Annotated in this window: 13 protein-coding genes; all 13 read right to left on the minus strand. The window is 66.3% G+C overall.

Annotated features, from left to right (window positions below; translation table 11 throughout):
- Window positions 1-15: 15 nt before the first annotated feature.
- The 13 genes from pks13 to relB all read right to left on the minus strand — a co-directional run bounded on the left by pks13 (window position 16) and on the right by relB (window position 17,641).
- Complete coding sequence (gene pks13 / locus CGLY_RS15205; protein ID WP_038553489.1) at window positions 16-4,914, minus strand: polyketide synthase Pks13; 4,899 nt, start codon at window positions 4,912-4,914, stop codon at window positions 16-18.
- Between the two features lie 220 nt (window positions 4,915-5,134).
- Complete coding sequence (locus CGLY_RS15210) at window positions 5,135-7,027, minus strand: FadD32-like long-chain-fatty-acid--AMP ligase (protein ID WP_038550467.1); 1,893 nt, start codon at window positions 7,025-7,027, stop codon at window positions 5,135-5,137.
- A gap of 97 nt (window positions 7,028-7,124) precedes the next feature.
- Window positions 7,125-8,054 carry a cutinase family protein gene (locus CGLY_RS15215; protein WP_038550469.1) on the minus strand — a complete coding sequence of 310 codons (930 nt, stop codon included), beginning with the start codon at window positions 8,052-8,054 and terminating at the stop codon, window positions 7,125-7,127.
- A gap of 49 nt (window positions 8,055-8,103) precedes the next feature.
- Window positions 8,104-8,307 (minus strand): hypothetical protein, encoded by a 204-nt coding sequence (locus CGLY_RS15220; protein ID WP_038550470.1) that lies wholly within the window; start codon window positions 8,305-8,307, stop codon window positions 8,104-8,106.
- A 261-nt stretch (window positions 8,308-8,568) separates the two neighbouring features.
- Window positions 8,569-9,099 (minus strand): DUF732 domain-containing protein, encoded by a 531-nt coding sequence (locus CGLY_RS15225; RefSeq protein ID WP_038550472.1) that lies wholly within the window; start codon window positions 9,097-9,099, stop codon window positions 8,569-8,571.
- Window positions 9,096-11,069, minus strand: a complete 1,974-nt coding sequence (locus tag CGLY_RS15230; RefSeq protein WP_038550473.1) for an alpha/beta hydrolase-fold protein — start codon at window positions 11,067-11,069, stop codon at window positions 9,096-9,098. The genes CGLY_RS15225 and CGLY_RS15230 overlap by 4 nt, the downstream gene beginning before the upstream one ends.
- A gap of 271 nt (window positions 11,070-11,340) precedes the next feature.
- Window positions 11,341-12,045, minus strand: a complete 705-nt coding sequence (trhA, locus tag CGLY_RS15235; protein ID WP_174411425.1) for a PAQR family membrane homeostasis protein TrhA — start codon at window positions 12,043-12,045, stop codon at window positions 11,341-11,343.
- Window positions 12,046-12,125: 80 nt separating this feature from the next.
- Window positions 12,126-13,175 carry an alpha/beta hydrolase gene (locus tag CGLY_RS15240; protein WP_052540376.1) on the minus strand — a complete coding sequence of 350 codons (1,050 nt, stop codon included), beginning with the start codon at window positions 13,173-13,175 and terminating at the stop codon, window positions 12,126-12,128.
- Window positions 13,176-13,315: 140 nt separating this feature from the next.
- Window positions 13,316-14,416, minus strand: coding sequence for a decaprenyl-phosphate phosphoribosyltransferase (locus CGLY_RS15245; RefSeq protein ID WP_052540379.1), 1,101 nt, complete (start codon window positions 14,414-14,416; stop codon window positions 13,316-13,318).
- Window positions 14,413-14,940, minus strand: coding sequence for a phosphatase PAP2 family protein (locus CGLY_RS15250; protein ID WP_038550477.1), 528 nt, complete (start codon window positions 14,938-14,940; stop codon window positions 14,413-14,415). The genes CGLY_RS15245 and CGLY_RS15250 overlap by 4 nt, the downstream gene beginning before the upstream one ends.
- Window positions 14,940-17,015 (minus strand): glycosyltransferase, encoded by a 2,076-nt coding sequence (locus CGLY_RS15255; protein ID WP_038550478.1) that lies wholly within the window; start codon window positions 17,013-17,015, stop codon window positions 14,940-14,942. Before CGLY_RS15255 ends, CGLY_RS15250 begins: the two co-directional genes overlap by 1 nt.
- A 150-nt stretch (window positions 17,016-17,165) precedes the next feature.
- Entirely contained in the window at window positions 17,166-17,327 is a 162-nt protein-coding gene (locus CGLY_RS17870) for a type II toxin-antitoxin system RelE family toxin (RefSeq protein WP_227590307.1), read from the minus strand.
- A gap of 161 nt (window positions 17,328-17,488) precedes the next feature.
- The gene (gene relB / locus CGLY_RS15260) at window positions 17,489-17,641 is read right to left on the minus strand and encodes a type II toxin-antitoxin system RelB family antitoxin (RefSeq protein WP_038553496.1); all 153 of its coding nucleotides are present in this window, start codon (window positions 17,639-17,641) and stop codon (window positions 17,489-17,491) included.
- Window positions 17,642-17,673: the final 32 nt, after the last annotated feature.

Raw genomic sequence — 17,673 nt, forward strand, 5'->3', positions numbered from 1 at the left:
TCCACGCTATCGCACTCAGTTCCGCTCGGAGATGTCGCGCAGGTGCTCGGTGATCCGTGCCCCGACAATGCCGATCGAGGGTTCGTCGGGCACGGCGAGGTGGTCACCGGCGAGCTGGACGAGCTCGAGGTCGTCGACGACACCGTCCCAGCCACCGTCGGCCGGGATATCGGCGAAGGACGGCTCCAGTTCGATCGCGCCCTCGTGCATGCCCTCAGACTTGTACAGGGTCACCGGGGCGGTCACCTCGGCCCACCGCTCGAAGTCCAGCGTGTTGAGGATGCGGGTGTCGACGAAGCTGGCCCGCTGATGCTCCAGCACCCCGGCCGCGAGGCCGTGCGAGGAGGCGTCGGTGTTCTGCAGGAACATGCTCATCATCCCGATGAGAGCTTCCTCACCCTGGTTCTCGAGCAGGTCATGCGGCACCGGCATGTCGATACCGTAGGTCTTCTTGGCGAAAGCGGAGTACCGGTCCCAACGGGCGTGCATCTCCTCGGTCGTGTCCGGTGCCGGGTTCGCCGGCCGGACCAGGTCGAGCAGTTCGAGATGCCCGACCTTCACGTCACCGGCCTTCTCCAGACGGTGTGCGACCTCGAACGCCAGGGCACCTCCGAAACTCCAGCCGCCGAGTACGACAGGCCGGCCCTCCGCCAGCGCGGTGATGTCGGCGACGTAGGCGTCGGCCCGCTCGTCGAGTGAACCTTCCAGACGCTCGACACCGTAGACGGGGACGTCCACGGGCAGCCTGCGGGTCAGGGGCTCGTAGACCACGCTGGACCCTCCGGCGGGGTGGAACACGAAGACGGCCGGGCTCTCCGAGCCCTCGGGACGGGCGCGCAGGACGCGGATGTTGCCCTCCACGGATGTCTCGAAGACATCGCGGACCAGGTTGGCCAACGGTTCCAGGCTCTGCGCCGCGCTGACCTGCTCGGCGGTGATGTCTGCGCCGGAGCGCTCGCTCAACCGCGCGGCGATCGCTGCGGCGGTCTCACCGTCGATCGCCGCCAGGGTGCTGGTCACTCCGGCTGGGGCTGCGCCCGTGAGCGACGCCCAGGTACCGAAGACCATGCGCTCGGAGGCGTCACGGGGGGCCACCCCGACGCCCTCACCGTTCCCGGTGCGCTCTGCGGAGCGGGCTGCGGGCGCCTCTGTCGCGTTCTCGTGGACCATCTGCTCGACGAGAGCGATGACTTCGTCGACGGACCCGTCCCGCAGTGCCTGCACGTTCAGTGGAGGCAGGGCGAAATCGTACTCGACCCGGTTCTTGATACGCATGCCCATCAGGGAGTCCAGGCCGAGGTCGATCAGAGGTAGTTCCCCGGGCAGATCGTCGATGTCGTACCCCATTGATTCGGAGACGATGCTGCGCAGACGATCGGCGACGCTCTCACCGGATTCCGGGCTCCAGCGCTCAGCATCGGTATCCACGGCCGGCAGGGAGTTCCTGCCCGACGACGGCCCGGGCGCCCCAGTCGGGCGCACTGGGTTACCCGCGGCCTGCCCGTCCTGTGCCTCCTGCACGGCGCGAGAGGCCGCGGCGGCGACACCGGTGGTGGGCGAGGCGGCGAAGGCTTCGCCCGCCAGACGGGACTCGCCGGCTCCGCCTGTACCGTCAGCGCCGTCCATCGCGTAAACGTGCACACTCAATCCGCCGAGTGTGCGGGTGACCAGGGTGGTCACCTCGCCGTCGGTCGGCAGGGTTCCGTAGGTCTCCACGGCGGCGGTCACGGCGTCCGGGACCACCGCACGCGCGGCGGCCTCGGCGACGGCATCGACGCTGGGCACTTCTGCTGCGGCGACCGCGAACGCGGTCCGTCCGTCCGGCAGCGCGACACGGCGGCCCGGGATGCCGCGGACCGACCCACCGCCGGGACGTGCCGCGGTCCAGTAACGCTGCAGGTTCCAGTGCACACCCGGAATGTCGACGACGGCACGGCCGCGCTGTGCGGGGTCACCGTCCACGGAGTTGAGACGCCGGAAGTCGACGTCTGCACCGCGCACGTAGAGTTCACCCACCGTAGCCAGAAGTGTGTCGATGCTCGGTTCCTTGCGCTTGAGCAGGAACATCAGGCTCGATTCGCCGGCGTTGTGGGCGAAGGCGGTGTTCATCATCGGCATAAGTGCTACGGGATTCGGCGAGAACTCCACGAATGTGCGGAATCCCTCGTCGAAGAGCAGGCCCGTGGCGTCCGACAGCCACACCGAGTAGCGGGTGCAGCGCAGGAAGTAGTCGGCGTCGTGCAGGACGGCACCCGGGTGGTACACCACGCCACGGTCGACGCTGCTGTACACCGGGGTGTGAATCGGGCGGGGCGTGATGCCGCTGATCTCGGCGTGAAGTTCACCGAGGATGGGGTCAAGCATGCTGGTGTGCCCGGCGCCCTTCACCTTGAGCATGCGGGCGAACTTGCCCTGACCGTCCAGGTGGTCGACGAGGTCGGCGACGGGCTGGGCCGGCCCACCGACGGTGGTCATGCCCGGCGCGGCGTAAACGGCGGGCTCCACAGCGGCGAACTGCGGGTGCTCTTTCTGGAACTCCACCAGATCCTCGACACCGAGTTCCACGACCGCCATGGCCCCCTGCTTGTCCTCCGGCAGCAGCGTCTCGCCTTCACCCATGAGCCGAGCGCGGTGGCATGCGACCGTGGCAGCGTCCTCCATGGACAATCCACCGGCGGCGTAGGCACCGGCGATCTCCCCCATGGACTGGCCGACGATTGCCGCAGGGCGCAGCCCGAGACCGGTCATCAGGTCTGTCAGGGCGATCTGGATGGCGGTGATACCGACCTGCGCGGTCTCGGTACCGAAGTTCTGGGCGTCGTCGAGGATCATCTCGACCACGGAGAAGCCGGACTCGCGCTGCACGACCTGGTCGATCTCGTCGAGTCGGGCGGCGAACTGGGGGGACAGGGCATAGAGCTCTTTGCCCATCTTGCGGTGCTGTGAGCCGAAGCCGGAGTAGACCCAGACCGCACCCTCACGTTCCGGGCTGTCGGCGACGGAGATGCCGGCGCCCTTCTTGCCCTCGGCCAGTCGGCCCAACCCGGCGACAGCCTCAGCGGTATCGTGTGCCAGCACCACCCCGCGGGAGCGACCGTGGTTGCGGTCCCCCTGAACCACGGCGGTACCGGCGAGCACGGCATTGCCTGACCTGCCCTCCAGCCAGGAGGCCAGGTCTGCCGCAGCCGTCCGACGACGGGAGGGCAGCAGCCCGGACACCGGAATCAGTCGCGGCAGCGGACGGCCTGCACCGGCCTCGTCGGTGCTCTCCTGGACCCCTGCCCAGTCGATCACGTCCGGGAGGGGCGCCGCAGCGTCCTCCGCCGGTGCCGCGCCCTCGGGTGCGACGAGGACGACATGGGCGTTGGTGCCGCCGAAGCCGAATCCGGAGACACCCGCGACCGGCGCACCGGAGTATTCGGGCCACTCACGCGGGTCCTCGACGACTTCGAGCCGTTCACGGTCGAAGTCGATGTAGGGGTTCGGGCCGGTGAAGTTGACGGTCGGGGGCAGCACACCGCGACGCATCGCCGACACCACCTTGATGACACCGGCGACACCGGCGGCAGCCTCAGTGTGTCCGAAGTTCGTCTTCGCCGAGCCGAGGAGCAGTGGCGACGCCACGTCACGGTCGGCGCCGAGCACCTGCCCCAGTGCCCCCGCCTCGATCGGATCACCGAGGATGGTGCCGGTGCCGTGCGCCTCGACGTAGTCCACCCGGGACGGGTCGATGTCGGCATCAGCGTAGGCGGCGTCCAGGACGGCGGCCTGTGCTTCCGGGTTCGGAGCGGTCAGCCCGTTGGACCGCCCGTCCTGGTTGACTGCCGAGCCCGCGATGACGGCGAGCACGTCGTCGCCGTCGCGGCGGGCGTCCGAGAGGCGCTTGAGGATGACAACTCCGGCGCCGTCGGAGCGGACGATGCCGTCGGCGTCATCCGAGAAAGCCCGGATTCCCCCGGTCGGGCTCAGGACACCGAGTTCCGAGAAGGCGATTGTGGCGAACGGGCTCGCCAGCAGGTTCACCCCGCCGGTGACCGCAACCGAGGCATCGCCGTCCCGCAGTGCCCGCACCGCCTGATGAATCGCCACCAGCGACGATGAGCAGGCCGTGTCCATCGCGACCGACGGGCCGCGGAAGTCGAAGGCGTAGGAGATGCGGTTGGCGACGATCGCGCTTGAGTTCCCGGTCAACGCGTACGGGTGCGCTTCAGTCGGATCCGCGCTGATGAGCATGCCATAGTCGTTGTTCGTGGTACCCATGAAAACGCCCACATCGCTGCCGCGCAGACTGTTCGCCGGGATGCCCGCGTCCTCCAACGCCTCCCAGGTCAGCGACAACAGGATGCGCTGCTGCGGATCCATGTTCGCGGCCTCGACCGGCGACAATCCGAAGAATTCAGCGTCGAAGGAGGCAATGTCGTCGATGTAGCCGCCGGTGAGGATGGCCTCAGCCATCCGCCGGGACATCTCCGGGTCGTCGCCGTACTCGCTCCAGCGCCCCTCCGGCAGTTCCCCGACGCCGCTACGGCCCTGCTCGAACATGCGCCACATGGCGTCGACATTGTCCGCACCCGGATAACGGCCCGCCATGCCGACCACGGCGATCTGGCGATCCTCCGGGTTCAATCCGCCACCTCGGGCACCGTCCTGCCGCTGTGTGCGGCGGCCACCGGCAACACCCCGGGCAGCGCGCGTTCCGCCGGCGAGGACGAAGCCGGCGAGTGCGGCGATGGTGTTGTACTCGTAGGCCACGGTGGCGTCGAGGGAGACGCCGGTGAGCCGTTCCAGTTCCCCGGAAAGCACCACCACATCGCGACTGGACAGTCCGAACTCCTCCATGGGCCTGTCGTCGGTGATGTCGGCAGCGTCCAGCCCGGTCGTGGACTGCACCCAGTCGCGCAACCAGCCACGCATACCGGCGGCCGTGGTGGGCGCCGGTTCAGCGGCACGGGTGTTCTCGTTCCCGGGAGTTTCAGACGTTCCAGACGTTTCAGACATTTCGGAGAAGATCATCCTTATTTCATGACGGGCAGAAGAGGAGAGGTGACCAGAACGGGCGCGACGGCCACCGTCAACGTGATATCGACGGTGGCCGCCGCCACGCTACAAAAAGGACGTCGCCCACTCTAGTCCACTACCGGGCGAACCGACCGTCGAGATAGGCCTTGGCGCAGACGCGACGGGCGATCTTGTTGGCCGATGACCGGGGAATCGTACCCTCGTCGACGATGCGGATGTCGGCTGGCTGGACGCCGTGGGTGGTGGTGACGGCCGACCGGATGGCCGAGACGGCCTCAGCGTCGCCGTCGGCGGATGCCTCCGGGTCACGCTCGGCGACGATCACCAACTGCTCAGAACCCGAGTCACCGCCGGCGGCATTCTCGATGAGATCGCCGTTGACCGCGAACGCGGCGAGCACGCCCGGCAGGACGTGGCCCCCGGTGGCGTCCGCGGCGGTGGCCTCGATGTCCTGGGGGTAGTGGTTGCGGCCCGCGACGACCACGAGGTCCTTGATCCGGCCGGTGATGTAGAGCTGACCGTCGACCACGACGGCCAGGTCGCCGGTGCGCAGCCAGTTGTCCTCCGGGGCTCCCTCAGCGGCGGACCCCTGGGACAGCCGCTTGTCGGCGGGCAGGGAGTTGCGGAAGGCTTCGGTGGTGTCGTCCTCGCGGTCGAGGTAACCGGCGGCGATGTTGCCGCCGTTGAGCCACACCTCGCCGACGGTTCCCTCGGCGAGTTCCTCACCGGTGGAGGGGTCGACGATCGGCATGAACAGTGAGGGGCCGGGCTCACCGACACTCATGATCGGCACGGCGTTCTCGGCATCCGCAGACACCTCCACGGCCTGCCCCTCGGCGAGCTTCTCGCGGTCGAAGACCCGCAGCTTCGGACGCTCCTCGGTCTGCGGGGTGGTAACGAAAACGGTTGCCTCGGCCAGGCCGTAGGACGGGCGCATCGTGGAACGACGGAAGCCGTACGGCTCGAAGACGTCACAGAACCGGTCCACGGACTGCAGGCTGACGGCTTCTGCACCGTTGATGATGCCCTCGACGTGGCTGAGGTCGACGTCGGCGAGATCGGACCGCTTCGCCGGGTCGGCGTACCGGGAGGCGAGCTCCAGGGCGAAGTTCGGCACGGCGGTGTACACGTTGAGATCGTCGCCGTGGTCACCGAGCTGGCCGATCCAGCGTCCCGGGTCCTGGATGAAGTCACGTGGGGCCATGAGGTCCTGCGGAATCCCCAGGATCAACACGAAAGCAGACAGGATAATGCCCATGTCATGGTGCAGAGGAAGCCAGTTCACCAGTCGCATCGGCATCTGGAGCTGCCCTGCCTGGAAGACCTGCAGCACGTTGGTCACGATGCTGCGGTGCGTCAGCACCACACCGGCGGGTGTACGGGTCGAACCGGAGGTGTACTGCAGGAACGCCGGGTCGCTCGATTTCGGCGCCAGCTCCGGGTTCTCCATCATCGCCATCATCGGGTTCTGCCATTCCTCGGCAAGCGAGTCCGGCAGTGCGTCGATCGTGAGCACGCGGGGGCGTTCGGCGGAGGGGAGGGAGGCGAAGTGGCTACGGACATGCCCTGCGGACGTCTTGTTCGTCAGCACCACCGTAGGGGTGGAGGACCCCAGGACGGCGGACAGGTGGTCGGCATGGCCCGGTTCCGTGGGGTCGTACAGCGGCACCGGGACGGTGCCGGCGTACAGGGCGCCCATGAATCCGAAGAGGTACTCGGGGCTGTTGTTGGCGAGGATGGCGACCCGGTCACCGCGCTCGGTGACCTGCTGGAGCCGAACACACACCGCCTTGATGCGGGTGTTGACCTCGGCGCGGGTCCAGGTGACCGTCTCGCCTTCGGCGCTGCCGCTGAAATCGTGGAAGGTGATCAGCGGGGTGTCCACCGCCCCCTCCATCTGTGCCATCGAGTACAGCATCTCGCACATGGCGGAGAGCGAGAGCTGATCCGGGATCGCGATCTCGCCCTTGTCGTCGTAGAACTGTGCCATCGCGGCGCTGATGTCCATCAGGTATCCCTCATTACTGTGTGCGTAGCGTTCATCGTATTGCTTTCTGCAAAGAACTCTAACGAACTCTATCGTCTCGGCCACCGGTGTGCGGGGATTACCGGCCTTCGGCGATGATGTCGCGGACCCAGTTGTTGATCCACTCCGGGACGGTGCCACCGTCGACGACGGTGCCGTTGCTGGAATACTCGGCATGCACCTTGTTGGCGTCGATGAGGTCATTGGCCCGCTGCACGGCGTTGCCGATGTCCCGGGGCGCGCTGCACACCAGGTCCGCAGGAGCACAGAACTGCAGGGTGTTGTCCTGCAACGCACCGAAGTCCTGGGGACGGGGACCGCGCATCGACGCGCCCGGGACGATGGGGCTGACCAGTGCACCGACCGAGCTCAAGGCGATCTCGGCGCCGATTCCGGTGACGTCGGGGCTGCCGATGAGCTCGCCCTTACCGTCCTCGCGCCGTCCGTCGGCGATCAGGGCGACGCCGGCGACTGCGTCAGCGGGGACGGTGGACTGCCCGTTGCCGATAGCGGTGGCGAGGTCTCCGGTGAGCACGGCGCCCTGGCTGAAGCCCACCATGATCATGCGGGTCGCAGGGCAACTCTCATGGACCGCGGTCATCTCGCCCTCGAGCTTCGTGTAACCCTGATTACGGGAGTCGTCGTAGGACATCTCGCGCAATGCCTGGATGTTGCGGAACTGCGCAGCGTAGGGAAGCGTCCAGCTCTTGAGCTGCCCGCCGTCGACACCGTCGCCGAACTCCTCCTGCAGCGGCTGGGTGACATTGAGCAGCAGCGAGTGCGGGCGCGACGACGGGTGGATCGGATCATCGTCCACCGTCGACTCCCACGTGCCGGGTGCGGCGAAAAGCTGGTAGTCAGGGCAGGTCGCCGGCTGCGCAGGATCCGTGGTCCGGGTCGGTCCGGGACCTGCGGAGTCATCAGGGCCCCTGTTGATCCAGGTACCGACACCGATGACCAGGACGACGGCGAGAATGAGGGCCGCCGCGATGGTGAGGAACTTTCTCATGGGCAGTCAGAGTACCTGGTTTTCCTGGCAGTGATCTGGCAGCCTCCGGTCAGGACCGACGGACGGTCCCGTCCGCAGCCTGTACGAGTGTTCCGGCCTCGTAGCCCTGGGCACGGTAGGCGTCGAAGATCGGCCTATGGTGGATGACGAACGTCCCCTTATCGGAGGTGTAGACCACACCGCGTTCGAAGTCGCGGTACCGACCGCGTGTTCCTTCGGGTGACGTTGCGGTGTCACCTGGCGTGCGGTGCATGTCCGGCAGCCCGAGAGCGCCTCGGGGACCATCGAGTTCATCGTATTTGTCGGCGATCCGGCGGTTCGGGACGGTATATACACTCCCGTCGGCCGTGGTGAAGATAGTTCCGTCGGTGAAGAAAGAGGCGCAGGTTACGTCAGAAGTCTTACCACCGGGAACTGGTAAGACTTTTCACGAACTGCGGGTTTCCACCCTGATACAGCAGCAACCCGCCCCGGAGGTGGTAACACTTCAGGGGCGGGCGGAGCGGCAGCCGGCTCAGCCGCAGTAGTTGCTCTCCGCTGCCTCGACGATGATGCGCTCGGCGTCCTCCGCAGAGACCTTCGTGAGCTCCTGGACCTCAAGCTGGCCGGCGATCATCGGGACGGCGAACCCGTCACGACCTTCCTCATTCGCCAGGCACTGCTCACGTGCAGCAGCGATGACCTGGTCCTGGATCGCGGAATCCTCGAGGTCGATGTCCTTGTCCTTGAGCTCGGCAAGGAAGGCGTCGTCTTCACTGGTACGGGGCGCGGCCTCTCCCCCGGGCTCCTCGACCTCGTTGACCTCACCGTCGCGCGGAGAGTCACCGTCCGACCCTGCGTCCGGCGCGGGGGTCGATGTCGGCGAGGATGTCTCCGAGGACGCTGACCCTGTCGGTGCCGAGCTCACGCTGGGGACACTGCTGCCCTGTGTCTCGTCGTCACTGTCCACCGTGGAGTCGCCGCCGCAGGCTGCGATGGTTCCTGCCAGCAGCAGAGCAGCGGATGCCGAGCCGATCTTCGTCACCATGGAGGTACGGATACTCATCGCGGGTCCTTCTGGATGTTGCCGTTGATCTCACGGATCTCACCGTGCTCGAACTTCACGACCTCACCACCGGCCGGGATGCCCTGCTGGTCCTCGATCGGCCAGCCGAAACGACCCTGTTCCCACTTGTCTTCGCCCCAGGCGTCGAAGATCTTGCCGTACTTGATGATGTGGGCGCCGGAAGAGGCCGACCAGTAGATGTTCCCGTGCTCGAACTGGGTGAATGCACCACCCTTGACTTTGATTTCTTCAGAACGGGGGAAGCCCAGTGAGGAGTCCGCGGGGCCGCCGGCCTCGATGTACTTCTCGCCGATCTTGCCCTCGATCATGCGTACCTTGCCGTCCTTGTCTCGCACGGCGACACCGTTCTGGAACTGCTGGACGGCACCACCACCGGCGACCTGCTGTGCCGGAGCCGTCGGGTAGCCGAAGGCACCGGTTTCCCAGCCGTGCTTGCCCCAGGCATCGATGATGTCGGACTTCACCTCGACGGCACCCGTCTGCGGGGTCCAGTAGATCGCACCGTTCTCGAACTGCTGGAAGAAGCCTCCCTTGATCTGGTGTTCTTCCCCGGTTGGGTATCCCAGCCAGCTGGACGGCCCGTTCATCGCAGAGTAGCGGGCCCCGATACGGCCCCAGGTCGCCCATGCCTTGTCGGCGTCCTTCTTCCAGTACACACGACCGTTACGGAAGTCCTGGACCTTGCCGCCGTTGGCTGCGTCGTACTCGTTGGTGGTGCAGGTACCGAGATTCTGGCTGCGCTGACGCTTCTCGGCTTCCGCGATTTTGCCCACGGCAGCACACTTCACGCCGCGGTCCTCCTCGGACAGTCCGAAAGTCTGGGCGATGTAGGGCCACGCCTGCGTCATCTCGTACTGCCAGTACGGCCAGTCGTGCGTGCCGGAGTCCCGGTACTTGGCGATGACGTTGACGTCGTCGGCCTGCGCCGCGCGAACGAACGTCTGGGTCGTCATCCGTGACATCGCCTCCAGGCCGAAGGCCGCGGGGTTGGCCGGGTAGCCCGGGATCGGCCCCTCCTCGTCGTAGGGACCTGCGTTACCGTTGCCGGCGGACACATAGACCGTCATGTCCTTGAGATTGCCGGTGTGCTGCTTGGGGTCATTCTCGTTCCAGCGCTCGGACCCGTACGGCCCCCACATGCGCTGCGCGTCATAGCCGGCACCATCGTTGGTGGCGTAGTTGATGGCCTGCGGAACGCCTGTCGAGGTGGTGTCCAGGTAGCCGGAGAAGGAGCCGACGAACTGGAACAGTTCCGGGTGCCGCTGCGCGAGGTTCATCGCGGCGGTACCACCCATGGAGATACCGGTGACCGCGCGCTGCTCGGAGGTCCGCCATCCCTCCCGCAGCACAGCCGGAAGCTCCTGGGTCAGGAAGGTCTCCCACTTGTAGGTCTTGCCGTCTTCCGGCTGCTGGTCCCAGTCCGTGTAGAAGGAGGAGTTACCGCCGACCGGCATGATGACGTTGACGTTCTTGTCAGCGTAGAACTGCTGGATGTTCGTGGCCAGCGTCCAGCCCGACTCGTCGTCGCGGGCCCGCAGACCGTCCAGGGCCCAGACCGACGGGAAGTCCCGGTCCGGCTGGCTGTACCAGTCACGTGCCAGGAGGATCTGCACCAGCACCGGGCTCTCCGGCATCGAGGGGGTGTTGATGTAGACGTTCGCCCATCGGTCGGACATCCACTCGATGCGGTCGACGTCGACACCCTCGGGCAGTCCCGGAAGGTCCTGTCCTTCCTCGACAGACTGCGGCTGGCGCTCCGGGATCTCGTCAGGCTCGAGATAGCTGGTGCCCGATCCCGGGCCCTGAGCCGCGGCCGGGGCTGCGAGGGGAAGGGCGAGCGCCACCGACAGCGGCAGCGCCAGGACGGCGGCACCGACGCGCCGTGTTGCCCGTCGGGACGGACGGCTGGCGGGGGACTTCCCGGTGCGGGTGTTCGCAGCGATTCTCATGGTGGTGGCGTTCTTCCTTCGTAGGTACGTCTCGACGGCATCGGCAGTGTCAGCGACGGTGGCGCGACATGCCCCACCGTCCCCACCGGGCCCCGGCAACGGGTTCCCCTCCCACTGCCGAGATCCGGTCGGAACCGGTGTCCGTCACGGTCGGCCGTGACGGCAACACCGGCAATTATGGCAATCACGTTGCCGGTTTCCCGGGACAACACGCCAAAACCTTGAAGTTTTACTTGAGACTTAGTTTCTGCTGGGAGTGTAGCACCCTGCCCTACGCCAGAACGAGTATCCAGATCGCCACGTGGTGCAGCCCACCGGCCACGATCGTCGCGGCGTGGAAGACCTCGTGGAAGCCGAACCACCGCACCGAGGGATTCGGACGTTGTCGCCCGTAGACCACGGCACCGAGCGAGTAGATGATCCCGCCGACCACGATCAGTACCCCGGCGACGACCGGAATTGCCGCGACGAAGCCCCCGATCTTGAGCACTGCCAACCACCCCAGCGCGAGGTAGACAATGACGTCCAGCCACCGCGGGTGGCCGATCCAGAAGATGTTCATCGCCACCGCAGCAATCGCCAGGACCCAACAGACCGGCAGAATCCACAGCCCGTCCGACCAGGAGTCAAAGGCGAATACCGCGATCGGACCGTAGGTGCCCGCAATGAAGATCGCAATCATCGAGTGGTCCGCCCGACGCCACGCCTGCACCGTCGCGTCGCTGCGCCACGGTGCGCGGTGGTAGAGCGCCGATACCGCGAACAGTCCGATCAGGCAGAGAGTGTACAGCGCGGTCACCCACGACAGGGTCGTGTTGCCGTGCAGCATGAAAGCCGTGACAGTCAGGGCCGTGCCCGTGCCGCCGAAGTACCACGCGGCATTCTCGTGGAGCCGTCCACGTAGATAGGGGCGCGCTCCCCGGTCCACCGGACGGAGTCCTCGATGCGGTCGCGAACCACTCGCTTCTGTTTCCATACCTGTGCAGTGTATGCGCACGGCCCGGGAGATGTCAGTCATCTCCCGGGCCGTCGTAGTCTCCCTCAGCTAGGTGGCTGTCAGCAGACAGGCCTACCCGCGCGGTAGCAGACATTCAGTGCGTCGAGGATCTTCGGACGTGCCTTCTGCAGTTCCGGGGTCCACAGCGTCCAGTTGTGCACACCGACCGCCGGGTAGCTGGCGGTCACGTTCGCACCGGAGGCGCGGGCGGCCAGCTCGAAGGTCGCGGTGGAACCACGCGACGCCCACTCCAGGCCGATGCCGGCGATGCCGCCGACGGGGTTGGCCATGAAGTCGTCCCGGGGACCGGGGATACCGGCGGCTGCGGACAGGTACACCGGCATTCCCGCCAACTTCGGGGCGTTCAGCAGCGGATCATTGGCGAACCGGGTCGGGTGGACCGGGTGACCCCACATGTCCCAGATGTTCGCACCCGGGGAGCCCTCGTTCATGGCGAACTGCAGGGCCATGTACATGCCCGGGGCCGTGGTGTTCAGGTACCCGGACAGCGACGTGACCTGCTTGAACTGGTTGCGGTGGCGGGACGCCAGGTTGATCGCGGCCGTGCCGCCCATCGACAGACCGACCAGAGCGTTCCTGTTCTGGCTGATGCCGAAGTTCTGCGCCAGCTGTGCCGGCAGCTCACTGGTCAGGAAGGTCTCCCACCGCGGCTTCTTCGGGGTGGTGGAGCCGTTGAACGGTCCGATCCAGTCCGCGTAGAACTGGGAGGCTCCGCCGACGGGCATGACAACGTTGACGTCGTCGTTGACGAACTGGTCGACACCATGTCCCAGGTAGGTCCAGGCGTTCCAGTCGTCCCGGGCACGCAGCCCGTCGAGCAGGTACACCGCTGCATCGCTGTTGGAGCGCTTGATCTGGACCTGGATGTCCTGACCCATGGCGCCCGAGTAGAACCAGCAGTTCTGGACGTAGAAGTTGTAGTTAGCCCAGCTACAACGGGGGCCGAGAATCCCACGGTCGTCGGCAGAGGCGCTCGGAGCCACGACACTGGCCAACCCGAAGGCCGTGCCGATCGCGACGATCAGGGCCATGATCTTGCGGCCCAGCGAGCCGGTCGCGGACCGGTGCTTTCCGGTGGCAGTCGTCATGTTTTCCTTTACTTGCGTTTTTCAGACGGCGTCGTCGCTGCCGTCGGTGTCTACAGTGTTCGGAACGTTACCAAACAGTGATCTTTTCCGCCAAGAATATCGTCAAGCCGGCACCAAGCGTTACGCCAGTGTTCATCCAGCTAGGTGACAGCCGGAATTACGTAGACAGCGACCGCGATAGTCGCCACCCAGATCAGGGCCAGTGCCTGCAGCGTCCGGTCGCTCAGTGCGATCTCGTCCGGCGCACCGCCTTCGCCACGGTCGACGTCGGCAGCGTAGCGCAGGATCGCGACGGTGAACGGGACCATCGAGACCTGGTACCAGACCGATGCGTGACCAGGATGCTGCTGGCTCATGTCAAAGCCCCACAGCGCGTATGCCAGTACGACGGCCGTGGCGGACAGCGTCCACACGAACCGCAGGTACGTCGGCGTGTAGCTCTCCAGGGACTTACGGATCTTCGCACCTGAGCGCAGCGACAGCTTCAGTTCCGCATACCGCTTACCTGCAGCCATGAACAGCGAACCGAAGGCCGCGACCAGCAGGAACCACTGCGAGAGGTCGATACTCGCCGCCACACCACCGGCCATGGCACGCAGCATGAACCCGGAGGACACCAGCGCGATGTCGATCACCGGCTGGTGCTTCCAGCCGAAGCAGTAGCCCAGCTGCAGAATGATGTACACCCCGATGACGATCGCCAAGGAGCCGCCGTTGGAGGCCAGGAAACTCAGACCCACCGCGGCGACAATGAGGATGACCGCCATGGCGTAGGCCAGGCCCACCGGAAGCACACCCGCCGCAATCGGACGGAACCGCTTCGTGGGGTGCTGACGGTCGGACTCGACATCCTTGGCGTCATTGACCAGGTAGATCGACGAGGCCCCGAGGCAGAACACGACGAAGGCGATGATGATGTCGGTGATCACCCGCCCCTGGAAGAGCAGGTCACCACCGGCGGCCGCCGGAGCGGCGACGACGAGGACGTTCTTCACCCACTGTTTGGGGCGGAGCGCCTTGATCATCGCCTCGGGAAGATTCCGGGGCGCGCGGTGGCCCGAACCCACAGCAGCGTCCTCAGACTCCTGCCGGGCATAGGTCTGGTCCTCCCACGCCGCCGGTTCTTCGAGCCCGGAGGTGTGCGGCTCCGACCCGATGAACGCCTGGCGTTCACCCGGACGCTCGTTGGTGTCGTGGGTCTCCGAGGGGTCGAATTCCGGATCCGTCCCGGGACGAGTCATCGCTTGATCTCCTTCACAGTTCGGTGGACGGTCTTCTCCGTCGCCACACCGAGGGCAACTCCGGCGAGGACGTCAGTGGGGTAATGCACGCCGAGGACGAGGCGGGATGCCATCATCACCGGCACGCCGGCGAGCGGCAGGCGGGAGCCGGTGATCCGGCTCAGCGCCGTCAGCGCGGCAGCGGTCGACGTCGCATGCGACGAGGGGAAACTCAACCGCGACGGAGTGCCGACCCCGACACGGATCCGCGGATCCGACGGGCGTTGGCGACGCACGATCCTCTTCAGGACGACGGAGGCGGCGTGGGCAGTGAATGCGGAGACCCCGAGTTCCACCCAGGGTGCAGCCGACCGTCCGCGGGCGGCGGAGACCGCAGCGCCGGCACCTGCCAGCGCGAACCAGCCCAGCGCGTGCTCACCGAAGTGACTCAATCCACGGGCCGCACCAAGCACGGCCCGGTCGGAGGAGTCCGTGAGGAGGGCGTCCTGCACGGCGACGAGGACATCCGCCTCCGTCCCGCTCATCAGCTCTCCTCCGGCTCGAAGATCTGTGCCCAGGCATCGACACTGGTCAGTTCGGGGTGCGCGACACGGTAGCGCTGCCGCATCTCGTCGAAGCGGGTCGCCACCTCCTTCTGCAGGCGGGCGGACTCCCGGGCCAGTTCCCGGGCCTTGTCCCGGTCACGTTTGCGGTAGACCACTCCGGTGCCGTCAGCCGTGGTGACGGTGACACCGTCGAGTCGGCCCAGCGAGAACCAGCGGGCCTCGATCGGAGGCAGGTTGACCTGCGGCACCTCGTGGTGATGGGGATCAGCCTGGCGAAGGTTGTTCGCTACGACCTTGGCCAGGCGGGTCACCTTGGCCACCGGGGACAACGGGATATCGGTCAGCTTCGCCGGGCCACCGTCCGCATGCGGCAGAACGGAGGACGACGGGATGACCACGGCGTCCGGGTACTGCTTGCGCAAGGCGTTGATGCGCGGCAGAGCGGTCTCCAGGATCTCGAAGAGCTGGTCGGGTCCGGCGAGGAAGTCCTTCATCGCTTCGTTCTGGATCGCCACGGTGGAGTATTCCAGACACATCAGGTGCTTGGCGGTGGCCTTCGTCATCGAGGCGATGATGCCCGTGGGGCTGCCCTCGTGCTGCAGGGCAGCGACGATGAGTCGGTTGCGCAGGTGGAAGTACGCCTGCCAGTCGATCGCGTCGTCCTTGTCGGACCAGGCCATGTGCCAGATGGCGACGCCGGGCCAGGACGCGGTGGGGAAACCGTGGTCGCGGGCGCGCAGGCCGAACTCGCCGTCGTCCCACTTGATGAACAGTGGCAACGGCTGACCGATGGTATCCGCGACGACGCGCGGGATCATGCACATCCACCAGCCGTTGTAGTCGGCGTCGATGCGGCGGTGCAGGTCCTTCGAGTCGCGGTACTCCCCCGACGGTGTCTGGCCGTACTCTCCGCGGTCGCGCAGCGGGTGGTTGTAGAAGTCGTGGTCGTAGTGGGTGTGCGGCGCGGCCGTCCACATGAAACTACCGCGGTCGATGATCTCACCCATGGTGTGCAGGTGGCTTCGCTCCTGCAGATTCAGCATCTGCCCACCGACGAGCATCGGGGAGGATGCGTACCTCGACGCCGCCAGTGCCCGCAGCACACTGTCCGGCTCAATGGCGATGTCATCGTCCATGTAGAGGATGAACGGGCTGTCGGTACCCCGCTCGGGGTGTCGGGCCTCGTACATGATGCGCGAGTAGCCGCCCGAGCCACCGAGATTGCCCTGGACCGGCATGCGCAGCCGGTCCCCGTAGTGCTGTTCGACAGCCGGAAAGCCCGGCTCGTCCTTCGGGTGCTTCGTCCCCTGGTCCGGCATGATCAGCGCGTCCACGACGGAGTCGACCACCGGGTCGGAGGACAATGCCTCCAGCGCGGCGACAGCATCGGCCGGACGGTTGAAGGTGGGGATGCCGATGGTCACCCGCGGCTCGGGCGCCGGCAGGAGATCCCCCTCCTTGAGGGTCTTCTTCTCCCCGGTAGAGGGGTCGGTCACCACGGTGTCCGAGACGACGCGCTGTTCGGCGGCGTCCGCGGTGGCGAACCAGCCGGCGCTGTGGATCGTGGTCTCCGACTCACAGGTGATGTCGAACCAGATCCAGCCGCCGTCCTCGAAAGGCGCGAGGGACATCGTGAACTCGGCGACTCCGTGGCCGGTCTCGTCAACCTCGACGAGGCCACCGGTCACGGCGATGCGCGAGCCGTCGATCTTGGAGCGGTAGATGTCGATGCGGGCGTCGCCGGTGAGGTCGACGCGCAACTGCACCTCGTCGAGTTGGCTCCAGCGGCGCCAGTAGGACGCCGGGAAGCCGTTGAAGTACGTCTCGAAACTGACCTCGGCCCCGGCCGGGATACGTGCGGCAGTGCGGCTCAGGGCCGTGACTCGGCCCTGGGACCCCTCGTCCTCGACGATGTAGAGGGAGCGGACGTCCCTCGGCTCGCCACGCTTCGGCAGGATGATCCGGGCGAGACGCCGGGGATCGTACTGGTGGTCCTGCTGTTCAGGAGACGTGCCAGGATCCCTGGACTCGCTGATCTCGGTGGTTGCGCTCATTTATTTTCTACGCCGGCCTCACACTAGACAGTTGTACGCCGACGATTATTCCCCATCGGAGGGGTGCAAACGTAGTCGGGCACGCTGAATCTTGCTGTGAATCGCCTGCGAGGTGCGGCGAGTCCGCCAGTCCAGCACGGCGGGACACAGTCAATAGACACTAGACCGATGCCCGAGAACGACCGCGATGATGACCACGTCTCGATCGCGGATCTCAGCTATAACGCGGTAGTCCCCGATCCGACAGCGCCAGTAGCCAGCCCATCCCCCGTCAGTCCTTTGCCACGCGCCCGCGGATCGTCCAGGAAACACAGCTCGTCACGATATGTCTTGACTCTCCGAAGTACCTGACGGTCCAGTTTCCGCGCTGCCTTCTCGAACTGCGGGGAGGTCTCCAACCTCCACTGACTCACAGCCCTAGCTCATCCCAGAGCTTCTCGGCCGGCCTGCTCGGCTTCCCCATTCGTTCCCAATCACGCACCGCTGCGGCCAGCCCCGTACGCGTCCTCCAGTTCAGCCAGGTGCGCCTGGACAGCTTCACGAACGTAGAAGCTCTTCGACCTGCCGGTGCGAGTAGCCAACGCTTCCAACCTCGACTCTTCGTCGGCCGTGAACCTGATAGACATCGGCACACCGATCGCCTCCTTCGATACATGTA

The organism is Corynebacterium glyciniphilum AJ 3170 (assembly GCF_000626675.1).
GTDB classification, from domain to species: Bacteria; Actinomycetota; Actinomycetes; order Mycobacteriales; family Mycobacteriaceae; genus Corynebacterium; species Corynebacterium glyciniphilum.